General features: G+C 40.5%; 15 protein-coding genes and 1 other annotated feature. Of the genes, 14 read left to right on the top strand and 1 reads right to left on the bottom strand.

What is annotated here, in order from left to right; genetic code table 11:
- The first annotated feature begins 136 nt into the window (after positions 1-136).
- Entirely contained in the window at positions 137-637 is a 501-nt protein-coding gene (locus tag EV146_RS07955; RefSeq protein WP_132004351.1) for a DinB family protein, read from the top strand.
- 125 nt (positions 638-762) lie between these two features.
- Here EV146_RS07955 and EV146_RS07950 read toward each other — a convergent pair whose 3' ends face one another.
- Positions 763-1,863, bottom strand: coding sequence for a GGDEF domain-containing protein (locus EV146_RS07950; protein ID WP_241993857.1), 1,101 nt, complete (start codon positions 1,861-1,863; stop codon positions 763-765).
- Between the two features lie 201 nt (positions 1,864-2,064).
- Positions 2,065-2,288: a binding site (T-box leader), on the top strand.
- 63 nt (positions 2,289-2,351) lie between these two features.
- On the opposite strand from EV146_RS07950, the gene EV146_RS07945 reads away from it, so the two are divergent.
- From EV146_RS07945 to EV146_RS07885, 13 genes are all read left to right on the top strand, one after another.
- The gene (locus EV146_RS07945; protein WP_132004348.1) at positions 2,352-4,055 is read left to right on the top strand and encodes a 2-isopropylmalate synthase; all 1,704 of its coding nucleotides are present in this window, start codon (positions 2,352-2,354) and stop codon (positions 4,053-4,055) included.
- Between the two features lie 214 nt (positions 4,056-4,269).
- Positions 4,270-4,929: an HAD family hydrolase gene (locus EV146_RS07940; protein ID WP_132004345.1), complete on the top strand. Its 660-nt coding sequence runs from the start codon at positions 4,270-4,272 to the stop codon at positions 4,927-4,929.
- Between the two features lie 537 nt (positions 4,930-5,466).
- Positions 5,467-6,243, top strand: a complete 777-nt coding sequence (locus EV146_RS07935) for a phosphotransferase (RefSeq protein WP_241993856.1) — start codon at positions 5,467-5,469, stop codon at positions 6,241-6,243.
- Between the two features lie 237 nt (positions 6,244-6,480).
- On the top strand, positions 6,481-6,888 hold the full coding sequence (locus EV146_RS07930; RefSeq protein WP_132004342.1) for a hypothetical protein: 408 nt from the start codon (positions 6,481-6,483) through the stop codon (positions 6,886-6,888).
- A 277-nt stretch (positions 6,889-7,165) separates the two neighbouring features.
- On the top strand, positions 7,166-8,500 hold the full coding sequence (locus EV146_RS07925) for an NAD-dependent malic enzyme (protein WP_132004339.1): 1,335 nt from the start codon (positions 7,166-7,168) through the stop codon (positions 8,498-8,500).
- A 450-nt stretch (positions 8,501-8,950) separates the two neighbouring features.
- Positions 8,951-10,315, top strand: coding sequence for an aspartate aminotransferase family protein (locus EV146_RS07920; RefSeq protein WP_258235981.1), 1,365 nt, complete (start codon positions 8,951-8,953; stop codon positions 10,313-10,315).
- 12 nt (positions 10,316-10,327) lie between these two features.
- The gene (locus tag EV146_RS07915; RefSeq protein ID WP_132004336.1) at positions 10,328-11,875 is read left to right on the top strand and encodes a pyridoxal phosphate-dependent decarboxylase family protein; all 1,548 of its coding nucleotides are present in this window, start codon (positions 10,328-10,330) and stop codon (positions 11,873-11,875) included.
- Complete coding sequence (locus EV146_RS07910; protein WP_132004333.1) at positions 11,826-13,628, top strand: IucA/IucC family protein; 1,803 nt, start codon at positions 11,826-11,828, stop codon at positions 13,626-13,628. The genes EV146_RS07915 and EV146_RS07910 overlap by 50 nt, the downstream gene beginning before the upstream one ends.
- 46 nt (positions 13,629-13,674) lie before the next feature.
- Entirely contained in the window at positions 13,675-14,226 is a 552-nt protein-coding gene (locus EV146_RS07905) for a GNAT family N-acetyltransferase (RefSeq protein ID WP_422392476.1), read from the top strand.
- A complete protein-coding gene (locus tag EV146_RS07900; protein ID WP_241993855.1) occupies positions 14,193-15,491 on the top strand; it encodes a lysine N(6)-hydroxylase/L-ornithine N(5)-oxygenase family protein in 1,299 nt (432 codons plus the stop codon). Before EV146_RS07905 ends, EV146_RS07900 begins: the two co-directional genes overlap by 34 nt.
- Positions 15,492-15,554: 63 nt before the next feature.
- Positions 15,555-17,357 (top strand): IucA/IucC family protein, encoded by a 1,803-nt coding sequence (locus EV146_RS07895; RefSeq protein ID WP_132004327.1) that lies wholly within the window; start codon positions 15,555-15,557, stop codon positions 17,355-17,357.
- A 352-nt stretch (positions 17,358-17,709) separates the two neighbouring features.
- A complete protein-coding gene (locus tag EV146_RS07890; protein ID WP_132004324.1) occupies positions 17,710-18,270 on the top strand; it encodes an HPP family protein in 561 nt (186 codons plus the stop codon).
- A gap of 322 nt (positions 18,271-18,592) precedes the next feature.
- Positions 18,593-18,859: a hypothetical protein gene (locus tag EV146_RS07885; RefSeq protein ID WP_132004321.1), complete on the top strand. Its 267-nt coding sequence runs from the start codon at positions 18,593-18,595 to the stop codon at positions 18,857-18,859.
- The last annotated feature ends 67 nt before the right edge of the window (positions 18,860-18,926 follow it).

Genomic DNA, 18,926 nt, shown 5'->3' with positions numbered 1-18,926 from the left:
GGATTATTCATGAAAGCAACTAGATGGAGATTTTTTAAAGCATAAGGCCTGACAAAATAGAATATATAAAAAGGGTTGTATCGTAACATAGTACTTCTTCTAAGGTACTAATAAAGGTAGATGGAGGGAAGGTAAAATGACCATGCATGCGTTAAAAATGTACGATTATCATATTTGGGCAAATGGGGTTATTTTTGATGTATTAAAAAAACTGCCGGAGAACATTTATCACCAAGAAATTAATAGTGGTTTTTCCTCGATATCAAAGGTGTTGTCTCATATTTATCTAACGGATCATATGTGGTTTAGTATAATTTCAGGAACAAGCATGAAGGATGCTATGGCGGCTGCGAGCCAACTAAGTGAGCAGGTAGAAAGAAAAAGCCTTAAGGAAATACAAGAACTATTTGGAGATTTATCACAAGAAAACAAAGCCCTACTTAACATTCACATCAATCCGGAAAGCACCATTTTGGTCGATAATCCATATGCGGGTTTACTTGACATCTCCATTTCTGAAATAGTGATCCATACAGTTACCCATGGAGGCTATCATCGCGGAAATATAGCAACCATGCTGCGGCAATTGGGTCACACTTCGGATATGCAGGATTATATACTATACCTGTATAAATAACAGGACACTGCTAGCCTTGAAAATAAAATGGTTGAGAATGGATACTTTATTTGAACAAACAGTGAGATCTAACTGTATAACGAGGTATATAAAACCTCATTACAGACAAAAAGACATTTCCATTATTAGAAATGTCCTTCTGGATGATAAAGATGAATGGAGTTTTTCCCTGTTCTTTTTGAAGTGTACAATGCTTGGTCTGCTTCTTCAATTAAAGTATCAAGGCTTTTTTCATGGGATACACTGCTTAAGCCGATGGAGATGGTAAGTGAACCATTTGGCTGTTTTTCTTCTTCAGCAAAAGGATAGGTCTCTACAAGGTTCCGAAATCGCTCTGCAATGCCCGCTGCCGTCTGGGGGCTCGTGACGTTTGTAAAGCAAATAATAAACTCTTCACCTCCATATCTCGCAAACACATCTTCAGTCCGCATGCTGTCAGTGAGAAGCTGTCCGATGGTCCTTAGAACAGTATCGCCTGCAGGATGGCCATTTGTATCATTGTAATGTTTAAAGTGATCGACATCACACATTGCAATCACAAACGATTTTTTATTCGAAATCAGTGAATGCACCTTGTTTTTGAAATAGCGGAGATTGTACAAGTTCGTCATATTATCATATCTCGATTGGAATTCCAAATCTTTCTTAGTCAGCAAATTGCGATTGGTGTCATTGTTGATCAAAGCGATCGATAATAGGGCAATTGCCTCAAACATAATCATTAATCCAATCGAAAGGGGAGTTGCCGGTGTAGTTAGAAGCATGAGTCCGGATTTTATGATTTCTTGAATAAAAAATCCGGCCATCATAGGTTTCAGGCTAAGCAGAGTATAGGGGGGATTATACACCGACTTTTTGTGAAAAAGCGCTCCAGACAGGTAAGGGATGAGAATTCCCTGCAAAATTCCCTGAATGAGAGTAGGGCCGCCGAGCTCAATTCGATACCAGACTGGCAAAAGAAGTCCGAGAAATCCAAGTTTCCACCCGCCTAAATACGATAGAAAAAATAGCGGCACCCCCCTTAAATCAATACGCATTCCTTCATACACAAGCGGGTGATGCATCACCCAGATGCTTAATATGCTGATCAGCAATGGTACCAACCAAATATATTTGTTGATGTTTTTTATTTTTATAATTAAGAATTCCTTAAATTTAAGAATAATGTACATGAAAGAAATGATCAGCGTCATGTTAGCTAAAAATAGATCAGCAATTTCGTGCAAAATAAATTTTCTCCTTTAAGATGAATCTTTCATATTGTACCAAATGTACATAAAATAGCATAGGCAGTCGAAGCCCTCAATCAAATTTATTCCGGTTTTAATTAAGAATGTTTTAAAAATTGACAAAAAGATTCCTGAAAATGAAAATGTGGGTTGACCAATAGTAAAATAAGTTATAAAATGAAAAAAATTTAAATTATTTCAAACACAATGAATGGGAGTATTAAGGGAACCTTTATTGTCCAGAGAACTGTCGGATGGTGAAAGACAGTCAATAAATCCCCCAACTCGCCCTGGAGTGGTAAGGCTGACCATGTAGGCCTTAACGGTTGACGACCGTAATGAAGTCATTAAGCGGGTTTGTTTCCAGATGGAGGCAAACCAAAAAGAGTGGTACCACGCAGGCAAAGCCTGTCGTCTCTTATGAGATGACAGGCTTTTTTTATTCTAAAAACAATGGGGATGTCTGAAGAAAGGCGGTTTTGTGAATGAGAAATGTTGAAAAATATTCGAGAAGTTATTTTATGCCACCAGTTACAAGCATGAAGTGGATGGAAAAAGAATTTATATCAGAGGCACCGACATGGTGCAGCGTTGACTTAAGGGACGGGAATCAGGCCCTGGTTGTTCCTTTGACTCTTGAGGAAAAACTGGAGTATTTTCAGATGCTGGTGGATATCGGTTTTAAAGAAATTGAAGTTGGTTTTCCAGCAGCATCAGAAACGGAATACACTTTTCTGAGGACATTGATTGAAGAAAATTTGATTCCGGACGATGTGACCATCCAGGTTTTGACCCAATCAAGGGACCATATCATCAAAAAAACCTTTGAATCCCTAAAAGGAGCGAATAAAGCGGTTGTGCACCTGTATAATTCCACGTCACTGGCACAGCGAGAACAAGTATTTAGGAAATCCAAAGAGGAAATTGTCGATATCGCAGTATCTGGCGCAAAATTGCTACAAAAATATGCAGCGAGCACTGAAGGGAATTTCACATTTCAATATTCCCCTGAGAGCTTTACAGGTACAGAAATGGAATTTGCCCTGGATATTTGCAATCGAGTCCTGGATGTATGGCAGCCTACTGCAGAAAATAAAGTAATCATCAATCTGCCAGCCACCGTTTCTCATTCCATGCCTCACGTCTATGCAAGCCAAATTGAATTTGTGAGCGATCACTTAAACTATCGGGAAAATGTTATTTTATCCATCCACCCTCATAATGACAGAGGAAGCGGGATTGCAGATGCGGAGCTTGCCATGCTGGCTGGCGGCCAAAGAATCGAAGGAACGCTGTTTGGAAATGGAGAAAGGACAGGAAACGTCGATATTGTTACTCTTGCTCTAAACCTCTTTTCACACGGTGTAGATCCGCAGCTCAAGTTTGGAAATATTCCCGAGATTAAGGAAACCTATGAACGCTTAACGAAAATGAAAGTGCACGAGAGACACCCATATGCCGGCAAGCTTGTCTTTACAGCTTTCTCGGGCTCCCATCAGGATGCCATTACAAAAGGCTTTAAATGGAGGGAAGAAAACGAAAATGAACCATGGAAAGTCCCTTACTTAGTGATCGATCCAAAAGACATCGGCAGAGAGTATGAAGGTGACATTATCCGGATTAACAGCCAGTCGGGAAAAGGCGGAATTGGTTATCTGCTTGAACAGCAGTATGGCTACGATCTCCCTCCAAAAATGCGTGAAAACTTTGGCTACAAAGTAAAGAATGTATCGGACCATCAGAATAAAGAGTTGATGCCGGATGAGATTTATAACATTTTCATCGAAGGCTATGTAAACATCCAGACACCTGTTGAATTCATCAGCTATGAAAATACCAAAGAGGACCAATTCCGGACCATCCTGACTATCCAGGTTAATAATGAGATCATGGATATTACAGGTGTCGGAAACGGAAGATTGGACGCCATTAGCAATGCACTTCAAACAAAATTGGGTATTCATTTTTCAGATCTGGTATATAAGGAGCATGCCCAGGAAATTGGATCAAGATCACAGGCTGTCTCTTATATCGGTATAAAAGACGAAAACGGTGTTCAGCACTGGGGCTGCGGAATTGACCCAGATATTATGAATTCCTCAATCAGAGCATTATTTAGTGCCATAAATAATATGGTGAAAAGCAGCAAGTCATCCAGACAAATAGGCTCTTCCTATTCAATGAAGTGATTAATTGCTGGGTGCGATTTAAGCGTTTCTGTATCAAGCAGGAACGCTTATTTTAATAAGATAGCTATAGTTATAAAAGGTCTTTTGCAGGAAGGGACTTTTAACTTAGTGCTGCCCATTTTTATTATTAATCTAACACAGTTCAATAGGATGGCTGCGGTCATTTTATTTATAAATAACAGAGAAAAATAAGCCGTGGGGTGAACATTTAGACATGATAACAGGTGTTCTTTTCGATTTAGATGGAACCTTGCTGAACAGAGACGAATCTGTCAGAAGATTTATTGATAATCAGTACGACAGGCTTGGTTCTGTTTTCAGCCATATTCCAAAAGAAGAATATGTTAAGAGCTTTCTGAAATTGGAAAACCACGGATATGTGTGGAAAGATAAGGTCTATAAGCAATTAATAGAATACTTTAAGATTACAGAAATATCTTCGTGCGAACTGCTTCAGGATTATATTGTTGAATTTCGGAATTTTTGTGTGCCATTCCCTCATCTCCTTTGGATGCTTCAAGAACTGAATGGAAGAAACCTTCGAATCGGAATGATTACCAATGGGAAAAGCGAGTTTCAGATGGAGAACATCAGGGCACTGGGGATTGAACGTTATTTTCATACCATTCTTATATCCGAACGGGAAGGGATCAAAAAGCCAGATCCGAGAATTTTTAACAGGGCTTTAGAGCGTCTCGGTGTTTCAGCGAGTCAGAGTGTCTTTATTGGCGACCATCCAGAAAATGATGTATGGGCTGCCAAGCACGTGGGGATGAAAGCGATCTGGAAACGGCATTTTCAATGGGACATAGTGGAGGCGGATTCCATTATAGATGATTTGGCAGAGATACCAGTAAAATTGGATGAATGGTAAAAGATACTTAAGTACTTAGGCTGGCTGTCTCCCATCTATATGCATGGCTAAGTCATACCTAAATGCTTGTTTAAATAGGTATCTGAGCCCTCACAGAGTGTCTGTTTATTGAATAAAAATAAATAAACATGTCGAAAAGGGTGATAGAGTATGTATGGAGATAGCTGCCGGCAATGCGATCCATTCAATTGTTGTTGTCAAAATAATTGCAGTGTAGGTGAATTGGTAAGAATTTTTTCCGGGAGAGAATTAACGATCAATACACAAGTAAACGAAATCGTTTTTCGTCTTACCAGAAGATTGCCAACCGTTTCTGAAAAGAGATTCTTAGAAGGGGTATTGGGGTGCGGAAATAATCAGCATTGTGAATGCTGTAATGATCAGTCAGTATGTTTTTAGCTTTTCTATCAGCTGCCGCGCGTCAGAGGCGGCTGATTTTATTGACAAGATTTGAAAAACAGGAACGAATATCTTTCTTCAAAGGATGAAATCAAGGAGAGACTGTAAACGAGCTGCAGAGTAAAGGAGTTGATATAGGTGAAAAAAATACATTCTGATTTACAGAAAAAGATCGAAAGGGTAATCGGTAATATCTCGGAAATTTCGCTTTTGGAGGAACAGGGCTGTACATCAATTGTCCGTAAAATCAAAAGTTCAAAAGGGAATTATTTGCTTAAGAGCGCATCTAGTGAGAAATATCAAACTTGGTTAAAGGCGGAGGCTCTTATCTTAGAGAAACAGAATCAGGAGAATCTCTTAAGAGTTCCTCGATATTATGGATTTATTGAAGAACAGGATGGCTGTCATTTGATTATGTCTTTTGAAGAGGGAGTCACGTTGACCACTGCATTAAAGAATGCGGCTAGCAAAAGTGAAGAAATGGAACTAATAATGAGCTTTGGGCAGTTGCTTGATCAGCTGCATCGAACAAATACAGACGTCCATCAAGATAAAAATGCATGGCTGGATGTACAGCTCAAAAGAGCGGAAGGATATGTTAAACTAGGACAATGCGATGGCAGTATGGAGCTTTTGGAGCTGCTAAAGTCTAAAAAGCCTTTGCCAGTAAAACAAACCCTAATTCATGGAGATTGTACAACTGACAATGTATTGGTGTCGGGAAGAAAAGTGAAGCTATTCATTGATGTTTCAGGGACAGCCTACGGCGATCCCCGTTATGATGAAGCATTGGCAATCAGAAGTTTTTTCAGGAATGAAGAATATAAAAATTTCTTTTATGAAGGATATAAATACTACCGGATGTCTCCAGAAGAGTTTATCTATTTTAATGATGGGTTATACGAGTTTTTTTGAATTCTAATTTACATATTTTAAACTAGTTCAAGTGATTGCCATATTACTCAGACCGCTCATTTAACGAGCGGTCTGTTTTTATAGAAAGCGAAAGGAACTCATTACCAGGGCAATAGATCAGGTTAATATCCTTTTTGTAACAAATGCCTCAAATAAAGGATATACAAGACATTTGTCCAACCCTAAATGATACTCGAGAATACAATGAGTATTGAGTGAGAAGGGGGGGAATCTTCAATGAGCAATAACAACGAGGCTAATAACAATGTTCGCAATGATTTTGACCTGGATGCTGAACTTGATCTTAGAGCTAATAATGAAGCGGAAGCTACTAACGAAACCGATGTCCAGCTAAAGGATCAAAACAAAAACTTTGCAAAGGCTCGTGTAGCAAACAGTGGAAACTCGGATATCGAATTGGACATCTGCGTTGACAGTGAGTCGCTTGCAAGAGTACGGACCAGGGCAAATGCGGACCAGAATCAAGATCAGGATCAGGATCAAAACCAAGAAGCAGATGCGGACGCGGTTCAAAACCAAAACCGCAACCAGAACAGAAACCGAAACAGGAATCAAAATAAAAACCAAAACAAAAAGCATGACAGGAAAAAGAACCAGAATCACGGCAGGAACAAGAAGTATTAAGATTATCTAAGGGGAATCTGAGATCTTTAGGGTCCAGTTCCCCTTATATTATCGGCGATTTACATGAACTTTATAAAAGAAAGCTTACATATTTATATTGACTATAATTTTTTACAAAGGTTGAATCCCTTTTTATCAGGCTGATAATGAACCATGAAAGTAACTTCCGGAAAATGAAACATATATGACCGACTTTTATGCTGCTAACAAATGATTAAATTGGTTAAATTAATCTTTATACAGACTACAGCATTGTATGACCTCGGAGGTATGCATTATGAATGGAAAAATAAGCAGAACTTTATTAATTGAGACACCGGCACTCCCAGGCAATCTTGGGAAGGTTGCAACCGCTATCGGTATGGCGGGCGGAGATATCGGCGAAATCGAAACAGTTCAAGTTGGCCCCACCTACACAATGCGCCATATTACGGTTCAGGTTGATAACCAGGAGCAGCTTGGAGAACTCCTGGAGGTAGTTCGAAAGCTTGATGGAGGCATTCATCTTCATGCAGTCTCAGATGACGTCCTCCGTGCACATGAAGGCGGAAAAATTCAGATGGTCAGCAAAAATCCAATCAGATCCCTCGCTGACCTCAGGCGAGTTTATACACCAGGGGTAGCGAGTGTATGCCAGGCAATTAAGGAAGAGCCTGAAAAAGCAAGGATTTATACCAGTATTGGCAATACAGTAGCCATTGTTACGGATGGAACAGCTATACTTGGGCTGGGGGATATCGGTCCAGTGGCTGGAATGCCGGTTATGGAAGGAAAAGCAGCATTGTTCGATCAATTTGCCGGCATTAGCGGGGTGCCCATACTTTTAAATTCAAAGGATCCCGATGAAATTGTCAGGACGGTAAAAAATATCTCTCCAGGGTTCAGCGGAATATTACTAGAGGATATTGGATCCCCACATTGCTTTGAGGTCGAGGAACGTCTAAAAAAAGAATTGGATATCCCAGTCATGCATGACGACCAGCATGGTACGGCAGTCGTTACACTGGCCGCTGTCATTTCAGCGTCCAAAAGTGCGGAAATTGATTTAAGGGAGGCTCACGTTGGCCAAATTGGACTAGGGGCTGCCGGATTGGCTATCTGCCGGATGTTCATGGCTTATGGTGTGAAAAAGGTTTTTGGAGCAGACAAGTCAGAAGACGCAAAAGAGCGGCTTAAGCAATATGGCGGACATGTTATGGGTACTCTTGAAGAACTGATGGAGCAATGCGATATTGTCATTGCTACTACTGGAGTGCCGGGACTTATCCAGGAAAAATGGGTGAAACCGGGACAAGTTATTCTTGCCTTATCCAATCCAAAGCCGGAGATTGAGCCTGAGGCTGCATTGAAAGCAGGCGCAGCGTATGCAGCAGATGGCCGGTCAGTTAATAATATACTGGGATTTCCAGGGATATTCCGGGGAGCATTGAACTCCAGGTCACAGGAAATTACCCATCCTATGTTAGTAGCCGCAGCAGAAGCAATAGCTGGATGTACAAAGCTGGGGGACCTAGTGCCCCATCCATTAGACCCAAGGGTTCATTCTGTGGTCGCCGAGGAAGTTGCAAAAGTATCATTGGCTACTAATAAAAATCGGTACGACTATGTGTAATAAAGAAAAGCGCCATATTTAATAAAAATGTTATTACTTAGGTAAGGGGATACAATTACCATCTCTTGAATGGGGATATCGTATTCGGAATAGGTGATGAAGAACCTATTCCCTTTAAAGTAAATAGGAGAAGATTTTACGGTTCTGAAGGTGTAAAAAGGCATTGCCATGGGAGCAATGTCTTTTTTCATTCCCAAAATTATACTATGTCATTTTGCACAAATAATAGGGGGTATTTTCCAACTAAAAGTAAAATTTTCCTTGAGGGAAGTGAACGGCTTTTCAGTGAGCTTTAGTTCAAATAAACTATCAGTAATAAAAAAATGGGAAAAATTACTTGTTTTTTAATATTATTATTGACAATGATAATCATTATCATTTAATCTGTTACTTGTAATTGATACTGATAATCATTATCACTAATGTAACCTAAAAAAAGGAGTGAAAATAATGGAAATGACTGCTCAAATTTCTTCAAGGAATGATGCTTTCCTGAAAATGCAGGAGCATCGGGAATCCAATGCAAGATCATACCCCAGAAGGCTGCCCCTTGCCGTTAAAAGAGCGGAAGGTATTCACATTACCGATATGGATGGAAAACAATATATTGACTGTCTGGCAGGGGCTGGAACCCTGGCGTTGGGGCATAATCACAGTGTTGTCCGTGAAGCCATTGAGGGGATCCTGAAGTCCTATTTACCTTTACATACACTGGATTTAACTACCCCTGTAAAAGAAGCGTTTGTCGATGAATTATTTGCTTCTTTGCCATCTGCTTTTGCGCAAAAAGCCAAAATACAGTTTTGTGGCCCGACCGGGGGTGATGCGATCGAGGCCGCCTTGAAGCTGGTGAAAACAGCAACTGGCAATAGGGCAATCCTTGCATTCCAGGGAGGCTATCATGGCTCCACACATGGAACGCTCAGCATCAGCGGCACACTTGGACCAAAAATGAATATTGGCTCTCTTGTACCGGACACGCATTTTCTCCCGTATCCGTATCAGTATCGCTGTCCATTTGGAATTGGAAAAGATGGACACCAGATCAGCAGCACCTATATTGAAAATCTCCTGGATGATCCGGAAAGCGGAATTGTCACCCCGGCAGGAGTCATTGTGGAGGTGGTCCAAGGGGAAGGAGGATCTGTACCCGCCCCACTTAAATGGCTAAAAGAGCTGCGCCGAATGACAAAAGAACGGAATATACCTTTAATTATTGATGAAGTTCAGACCGGTATCGCCAGAACCGGCAAAATGTTTGCCTTTGAGCACGCAGGAATTGAACCAGATGTTCTTGTCCTTTCAAAAGCGATTGGAGGAAGCCTTCCGTTGTCAGTCGTGCTTTACGACCGCAAATTGGATAAATGGGAACCAGGGGCTCACATCGGAACCTTCAGAGGAAATCAAATGGCAATGGCAGCAGGCCAGGCAACACTGAATTTCATTAAGAAAAATCAATTAGCTGAGCATGTACATCAAATGGGTGTTTATTTTATGGATCAGCTCAGGTCTATCCAAAAGGAAGTTGTGTCCATAGGGGATGTCAGAGGCAGAGGGCTGATGCTTGGCATTGAAATGATTAATCCTTCCAAACAGCCAAACGGGCATGGCAGCTACCCCGCCTATCCAGAGCTTGCCAGGAAAATTCAGCAGGAATGCTTTCAAAGGGGATTGATCCTGGAAATAGGAGGCCGCTATAGTACAGTAATTCGTCTGCTGCCACCGCTGATTATTACAAAATCACAAATTGACGATGTTCTCCATCGGTTAAATGAAGGAATTAAATCAGCTGAAATTCATTTTGGATTACGCTAGGGAGGATTTAGATTGAGACAGGATTTTGCTAAATGGTTTCTTCATCCAGGAGATGTTAGCCAAACCACGTACCGTGCCCTTATGGAAAAAGCAATGGTTCTTGTATCGGACCAGTCAAAGAAGAGGGTTCAGCCATTTTCAGGTACCAGCAGGGAAAAGATCCATTCAAATGTAAAAGAGATCCTTTCCATTTCAGAGGGGGTACAGGATATCGACAAGGTGATGGATGAAATCGATAAAGGCATTGTCAATGATTCTTTGTGGATCTCCCATCCTTCGTCGATGGCTCATCTCCATTGCCCGCCTTTGCTTCCATCCCTTGCCGCTGAAGTCCTGCTTAATGCACTCAATCAATCAATGGATTCGTGGGATCAGAGTCCAGCTGCTACTTATGTGGAGGCTGAATTAATAAAATTCTTTACGAAGAAGATAGGTTATACAAGTGATGGAGACGGTACTTTTACGGCGGGCGGGACTCAGTCGAATTATATGGGGATGCTCCTGGCCCGAAACAAAGCGTGCAATACTTATTTCTCAGTCTTGGTCCAAAAGGAGGGATTGCCGGCTGAAGCAAGGAAGCTTCGGATTCTTTGTTCGGAACACGCTCATTTCACAGTTCAGAAATCGGCATCCCAGCTTGGACTAGGAAGCGATGCTGTCGTAAAAGTAGAGACAAATAATAAGCGGCAGCTATGTATAGAAAATGCAAAAAAGAAAATCCGGCAGCTGCGGGAACAGGGGCTTATTCCCTTTATGGTAGTAGCGACAGCTGGAACAACAGACTTCGGGAGCATTGATCCATTAAAGGAACTGGCCAAGCTTTCGAACGAAGAACAATTATGGTTACATGTCGATGCCGCTTACGGAGGAGCTTTGTTATTTTCACATCAATACAGCCATTTGGTCAGTGGTTTATGTCTAGCAGATTCCATTACGATTGATTTCCATAAGCTTTATTATCAGACAATCAGTTGCGGTGCCTTTTTTGTGAAGAACAAGGAAGATTTTCTCCAAATTGCTTATCATGCAGATTATTTAAATCCTGAACAGGACCAGGAGAAAGGCATTATCAATCTTGTAGAAAAGAGTGTCCAAACAACCAAAAGATTTGACGCTTTAAAACTATTAATGACGTTCAAGTTAGTAGGAACTGAGCTGTTTGGGGAAATGGTGGATTACACCATCGATCTGGCAAAAAAAACTGCAGATATGCTGAAGGAGGATCCATTCTTCGAAGTGCATAATGACCCAGAATTAAATGCCGTTATATTCCGATACCGCCCATTGATTTGCCAGAACCAGAAAAATGCAGATGAAATTAACCAAGAGATTCAACGATATTTTTATCAAAGCGGTGAGCTCATCATGGCAAAAACGAAGGAAAACGGGAAAGTGTTCCTTAAATTTACGATGCTTAATCCTCTAAACACAATCGAGAATATGAGGATGCATATAGAGAGAATCAGGCAGGCTGGAGAAAAATTCGAGAAAACGCAAGGGGAGATCCAGAATGAATGTTCCGTTTATAACGAATCATCTTACCGTACAGAATCTAATTAATTGCTATGTAAAGGAAACAGGGAACGGGGAATGGAAAGATGCATCTGAAGTACCTATTCCATTTAAGGCTGAGGAGCCAAAACAAATACTGGTTATATCTTTTAAACACCAGAACGTTACACTTTATATACCGGTTCGATATAAATCGGTGACAGAACGGCATTTATTTTCACCTTTCACGTACTATCAGTATAAATATGAAGAAGTGAAGCCGCTTGACTATATTACTTTGATAGGTTTCATCCAAAAAGAATTTTCCTATAATTCAGGGAATTCAATTCAAACTGATGAGCTTATGCTTAGGACGATATTAAGCTTTCAAAATATAAAAAGGATAATAGCAGAAAGATACACAGACATAGCAGAGTGCTATCAAAATGATAAAACGTTCCTTCAATCCGAACAGTCTCTGTTAATCGGCCACCAGCTGCACCCAACACCAAAAAGCCGCCAGGGCATTGATGAAGACGAAGAGGCAATCTTTGCTCCAGAACATAAAGGAGCTTTTCAGCTTCATTACTTCCGTGCCGCCAACAAAATAGTCGAAGAAGGATCTGCTTTACACCAGGACACTTCCATGCTTATCAAGGAAGAAATAAAAAAGGACTTAATAGTTCCTGAGACTTTTAAAGAGAAATATTGTCAAGAAGATGGATTTTCGTTAATCCCTGTTCATCCTTTGCAGGCGAGAAAACTTCTGGGACGGGAAGATGTCTGCCAACAAATCCAATTGGGGAACCTTTCTTATCTGGGGCCACAAGGAAGAAAGTTTTTCCCGACATCTTCCGTCCGTACCGTTTATCATCCGGAAGCAACGTTTATGTATAAGTTTTCCATTCCAGTTAAGATTACAAATTCGCTGCGCGTTAATAAAAGGAAAGAGCTGGAACGGGGTGTTGAAGTAAGCCGTCTGCTTCACAGAGGGCTTAGTGACAAGCTGGCTGCCCTTTATCCAAATTTCAGGATGATCCAGGATCCAGCTTACATTACCGTAAACCTGGGGGCAGAAGAATCCGGTTTCGAAACCGTAGTTAGGGAAAATCCCTTTCAGGAAGGGACCGATACACGGACAACTCTGCTTGCGGCCCTTTGCCAGGATCCTGTTGGAGGAGAGTATTCTCAATTAAGAAATGTCCTTTCAAAAATCGCAGGCCAGGAAGGTATTTCTCTTGCGGAGGCGAGTGAGCGTTGGTTTGCCGCCTATTTAAAAGTAAGCCTTCACCCTATGTACTGGATTTATGCAACGTATGGGATTGCCCTGGAAGCCCATCAGCAAAATTCTATCATTAGTCTAAATCAGCAGGGATATCCGAATATCTTTTATTATCGAGATAATCAAGGCTACTATTTCATGGAATCAAAGGCTGCTGCCCTGAGAGAGCTTGTTCCCGATATCAATGAAAAGAGCGATACCATATGTACCGATTCAATCGCGGAGGAGCGTTTCCGTTATTATGTCTTTTTCAATCACTTATTTGGTCTAATAAATGCTTTTGGGGCGAACTCATTAATTGATGAACAAACCTTGCTGGCAAGGCTGAAAAAGGAATTGAAATTCTTAAAAAAGGAATTTGGGGATCCTACGAACCTGCTAAATTCTTTGTTGCATGAAAAGGTGCTGCCTTGTAAAGCCAATTTACTGACTAGAGTGCATGATATGGATGAACTTGCAGGTTCTCTAGAAACACAATCTGTCTATGTACCTGTCAAAAATCCTCTTGTGGCTATGTCCGGTGTGTTTCATGAAGTCTAAAGCTATCATTCAACCGGACTATCCATTTAAAGTTTTTGATCCTGTTATCCAAAAAAGTATTTCATTTCGTCAAGTCAGCTTTGAAAAGGACTTAGGAATGCTCCACTCCTGGATGCACCAGAAACATGTAATCCCATTTTGGAAGCTTAATATTTCTTTAAAAGACTATAAGGTACATTTAATGAATTTTTTAAATGACGATCATCAAACACTGCTAGTGGGGGAACTTGATGGGATTCCCATGAGTTACTGGGAGTCCTATTGGGTGAAAGATGATTTGATTGGCAACTATTATGAGTTCAATGAGTATGACCAGGGCATCCATTTGCTAATCGGCCATGAAGGGTTTTTAGGAAAAGGTTATATCTACCCATTATTAATGACCATTCTCCATAAAAAATTTCAAGTGGCCGAAACACGAAAAATTGTGGCAGAACCTGATATTAGGAATGAAAAAATGATCCATATATTCAAGAAATGTGGATTTCACCCTGTCAAAGAAGTTGTATTGCCTGATAAAACCGGTCTATTGATGATGTGTTACCGGAATGTGTTTGAAAGAAGGTGGACAGATTGGCAAAACAAATTATGGATGTGATTGGAGTAGGAATTGGTCCATTCAACCTCGGGCTGGCGGCATTACTTACTAAAACAGATTGCAGGTACCTGTTTTTTGATAAGAAGTCCCGTTTCGAGTGGCATCCAGGAATGCTTTTGGAAGGAACCACCCTGCAGGTCCCTTTTATGGCGGATGCTGTTACGATGGTAGATCCAACCAGCCCTTTTAGCTTTTTAAATTATTTGCACGAACATAAAAGATTATATCCATTCTACTTTTTCGAAAAATTTAATATCCCCCGTACTGAATACAATCATTACTGTCAATGGATCGCTGGGCAGCTTACACAGCTTCAATTTGGCTGCGAAGTGGAGAACATCGAACAAACAGAGGACGGGGATTTCTGTGTAACTGTTTTGCATCATGCAGAACAGGAGCGAAAAACCTATTACAGTAAACATATTGTCATGGGAATTGGAACGAGGCCTCATGTCCCGGAAAGATTTTATACAGCCCTTGGGGACAGGATCTTTCATTCATCACAATACAAAAACAAGAGGGAGTTCTCTCTGGAAGCGGGCTCAATTACCGTCATCGGTTCTGGGCAGAGTGCAGGTGAAATTTTTTACGACCTTTTGTTAAAACAGCCTGACCATGGCTATAAGCTGAACTGGTTCACAAGGTCAAAAGGTTTTTACCCGATGGAATATTCAAAACTTGGTTTGGAACATTTCTCACCTGACTATACTCGTTACTTTTATAGTCTGCCGAAGGAAAAAAAGAAAACAGTGCTGAAAAACCAGAGTCTTTTATATAAGGGGATCAGCTTCCAAACAATAGCTGATATATATGAGTTATTGTATGAGCGATCGGTTGGGAACATGGAGCCCAAAATCCATCTTCAAGCATTGACCGAACTGCTATCGATTGAGGACTGGAATGATCATTGCTTTTTATCCTTGTACCAGCATGAGGAAGAGGCAAGCATGTTATTGGAAAGTGATATCGTGATTCTTGCCACAGGCTATCATCCTTATTTCCCGGATTGTTTAAAAGGAATCAGGCATTTGATTTCCTTTGATGAGGAAGGTGAGCTAGACATAACAGAAGACTATCGAGTGAAGCTTAACAATGACAGCCCCAATCATCTTTTTGTCCAAAATGGCGAGCTCCATACACATGGTGTCGGTGCACCCGATCTTGGGTTAGGGGCGTATCGGAATGCAATCATTGTGAATCGGCTGGCAGGCAAAGAAGTCTATAAAACCTATAAACATAATACCTTCCAACGATTTGGAATCTAAGGCCCGCATTTTCATTTAGGATGAAAAAAGTTCAAAGAATTAGTAAAAAGGGAGTGACGCATAATGGGAATTTGTGAAACACCTCTACATATGCTGACGGGGGAAGCATGGAAGGCTGCGGACCTGCAGCTTGCAACAAAAATGATACAGGAGTTTATGTATGAAGGAATCTTTACACCAAAGCTTCTTAGTGAGACGGATGCAGTACAGAGTTATGAGTGGAAAGATCAAACAGGAACCATTTATCGTTTTAAAGCTGAGAAGCGGTTGTTTGATAGCTTCTATGTATTACCCGGCAGCATTGAAGTACAAACCATAGAACAGCTTGATAGACCGTTATCTCTTTCTTTTTTGCAAAGCATCCAGCAGGAGGGGAAGATGACAGGCTCAACAGCGGGCCATTTGGTAAAAGAGTACTATAATACAATTCTCGCAGACATTCATTTAAATAAAAGCTCCAAACGATCCGGCGAACTGATTGACATGGACTATGCCGAGCTTGAAGGAGAAATGAAAGGACATCCGTGGATTACCTATAATAAAGGGAGAATTGGGTTTGGATACGATGACTATGTAAACTACGCTCCCGAACAAAAGAATCGGCTGCAGTTATCCTGGATTGCCGTCCATAAAAAAATTGGAACCTTTCATTCAGTAAAGGAGTTGAAGTATGACACCCTCATTCAACAGGAGCTTGATGAAAGAAGTCTCCAATCCTTCGCAGAGAAATTGAAAGTCATGGGATTAAATAAGAAGGACTACTATTTCATGCCTATTCATGCCTGGCAATGGCAAAATGTCATTGTCACCATGTACTCTATGGAAATTGCCAATAAAGAGATTGTTCCTCTAGGTGAAGGGCAGGACAGCTATTTACCACAACAGTCCATTCGTACATTTGTAAATGTGTCGCATAAGGAAAAGTATCATGTTAAGCTGCCGATGAGCATTTTAAATACACTTGTCTACAGAGGATTGCCAAGCGAGAGAACGGTGATTGCACCTGAAGTAACAGCCTTTATGAAAGATATACTGGAAAAGGATTTATTCTTGAAAGAAGAGTGCCGCCTTGGACTTTTGGGAGAAGTTGCAGCCATGAATGTCAGCCACCGAACATTCATGAATCTAGAAGGTGCTCCATATCAATATCTTGAGATGCTTGGAGTGGTATGGAGAGAGAGTATTTATCAGCAGCTTGAAGCCGGTGAACAAGCTATTACCCTGGCCGCACTCCTGCATTTGGACCATGAAGGGATGCCGTATGTAACAAAATTAATTGAAAAATCGGGTCTTTCTACCGAAATGTGGGTAAAGACATTAGCACATTCCATTCTGCCTCCGCTGCTTCATTATCTCTATCAATATGGTACTGTCTTTTCCCCGCACGGCCAAAATACTGTGCTTGTATTGAAAGAATATCAGCCAGCACGAATCATCATGAAGGATTTTGTCGATGATGTCAATATTAGTGACCAGCCACTGGATGAACTGGAAGATCTTTCTCCAGAGTTGAAGAAAGTATTGCGCAGTGAGGCACCTGAAGGATTGACTCAATTCATTTTGACAGGCTTATTTATTTGCCATTTCCGGTATCTGAGCAACATTCTGCAGACACACCAGCAATTTTCAGAATATGAATTTTGGAATATTATCCGAGAAGAAATCCTTGCGTACCAGCACAGATTTTCCCACTTGGAGGACCGTTTCAGATTATTTGATTTATTGAAGCCGACATTTAAAAAGCTGGCACTCAACCGTAACCGAATGTTTGATTATGGGTATGAAGATGGAGAGGACCGTCCGCATGCAAGTGAGTATGGAATTGTCAGAAACGCTCTTAATAAAGTAGCTGTTCAAAAAATATAAAACAACTAAAGCTAAAATATTGTGTATTCCAGGCTGCTTAAACTTGAAGTCCTTTGAATCTCGGGGAAGGTTCAGTTTCTTTAGAAAGATAAAAATAACAGTTTAATGGTTGCAGTCCAAACATTTGACCCTAGAGCTGTACAGTTTAATAAAAAATGAAACTTAAATCGAAGGGAGAGCAATCTCCCTTTTTTATGTGTCTCAGTATATCCTACCTGGAAACTCAGATTAATACTTAAAACTTATAAATTTGTATTTAATTTTCAGAAGGTTTCAGCTACAATAGGTTTTATGTTAGAAATACTGACACATTCCTTGCAAAAAAATCAGAAAGACTGAGGGTAACTTTGTAATGGCAATCGAAAAAAGTTTTGGAAGCACTTTGAATCATCAATTTGTAATGAGCGTAACTGCCTATCTGAAGAAAATGAGGGGGCAGCCTAAGAGGGAAACAAGCATTGATTTTATTGATTCACTTGTATCGGCAACAGGTGGACTTATTGCGATCAGCATTCTAAGCATCCTGGCCGTTTACTTGGGTTATCCAATGGCACTCGCTCCGATAGGGGCAAGCTGTGTTCTCGTTTTTGGAGCACATAAAGGTCCCTTGTCGCAGCCTCGTCACGTCATTGGAGGACATTTTATTTCAGCGGCTTCAGCCTTGATTATTTGGGAATTTATTGGCAAAAGTTTATTTACCATTGCCATAGCCCTCGCAGTGGTTCTTATCTTAATGGCTTTTACACACACCGTACATCCTCCTGCAGCTGCCAGTGCCCTAGTAGCGATAAACTCCGAACCGGGCTGGGGATTCCTGTTACCCATCGTAATTTGTCCGGTCCTCTTAGTAATCATTTCTACGTTTTATAATAACCTGTTTCACTCGAGACAGTATCCAAAATATTGGATGTGAAATTTAATGTACCCACAGCAAAAAAGAGAAGCCGGCCTTTATAAGCCGGCTTTAAACAGGTGGAGAGAAATATTTTGATAGCTCTATTAATGCAATTAAGTTGAAATCTTCTTACAATAAAAGTAAAATAATAGTTGAATATGAAAGCGTTTTCAAATATAATAATATTTGAAAGAAGGTTGATTTAGTTTCTATTGTTAAAATTTTGTTAATCTATTTAAATCGACAAACAATGCAAGATGGCTTGTTTATAATGGGGAAGTAAGCACAAGCTAACCTCATGGTGCTTTCTAAAAAGATTTATAACAGGGAGGGGTTCATAATGGATTTTTACGAAAAATTACCCACTGATATGTTGATTGCTTTTTATCAGGAAATACTGGACAACATCGAAAGAGGGATTTTATCAAAAAATATGTATTATGAACTGGGGTTGATTATTTCTGTAGCCAGTGTAAGGGGGATAACATTAGGAAAGCCATGTGACTTTAAACCTGTTGTCAATCAGACTCTATTAGATGAGTATATTCAACATGGCCAGGATTACCATGAATTGAAGGATTCCTCTCTGGCTTCATGTGGTTTATGATACTGCACCCAGTAACACCAGTAAGTGAAGACCTGGCTTTGCAGCAATAAATTAAGTGCTTATCAGA

This window comes from Mesobacillus foraminis (genome assembly GCF_004340465.1).
GTDB classification, from domain to species: Bacteria; Bacillota; Bacilli; order Bacillales; family Cytobacillaceae; genus Mesobacillus_B; species Mesobacillus_B foraminis.
This window is presented reverse-complemented; position numbering and strand designations above follow the sequence as displayed.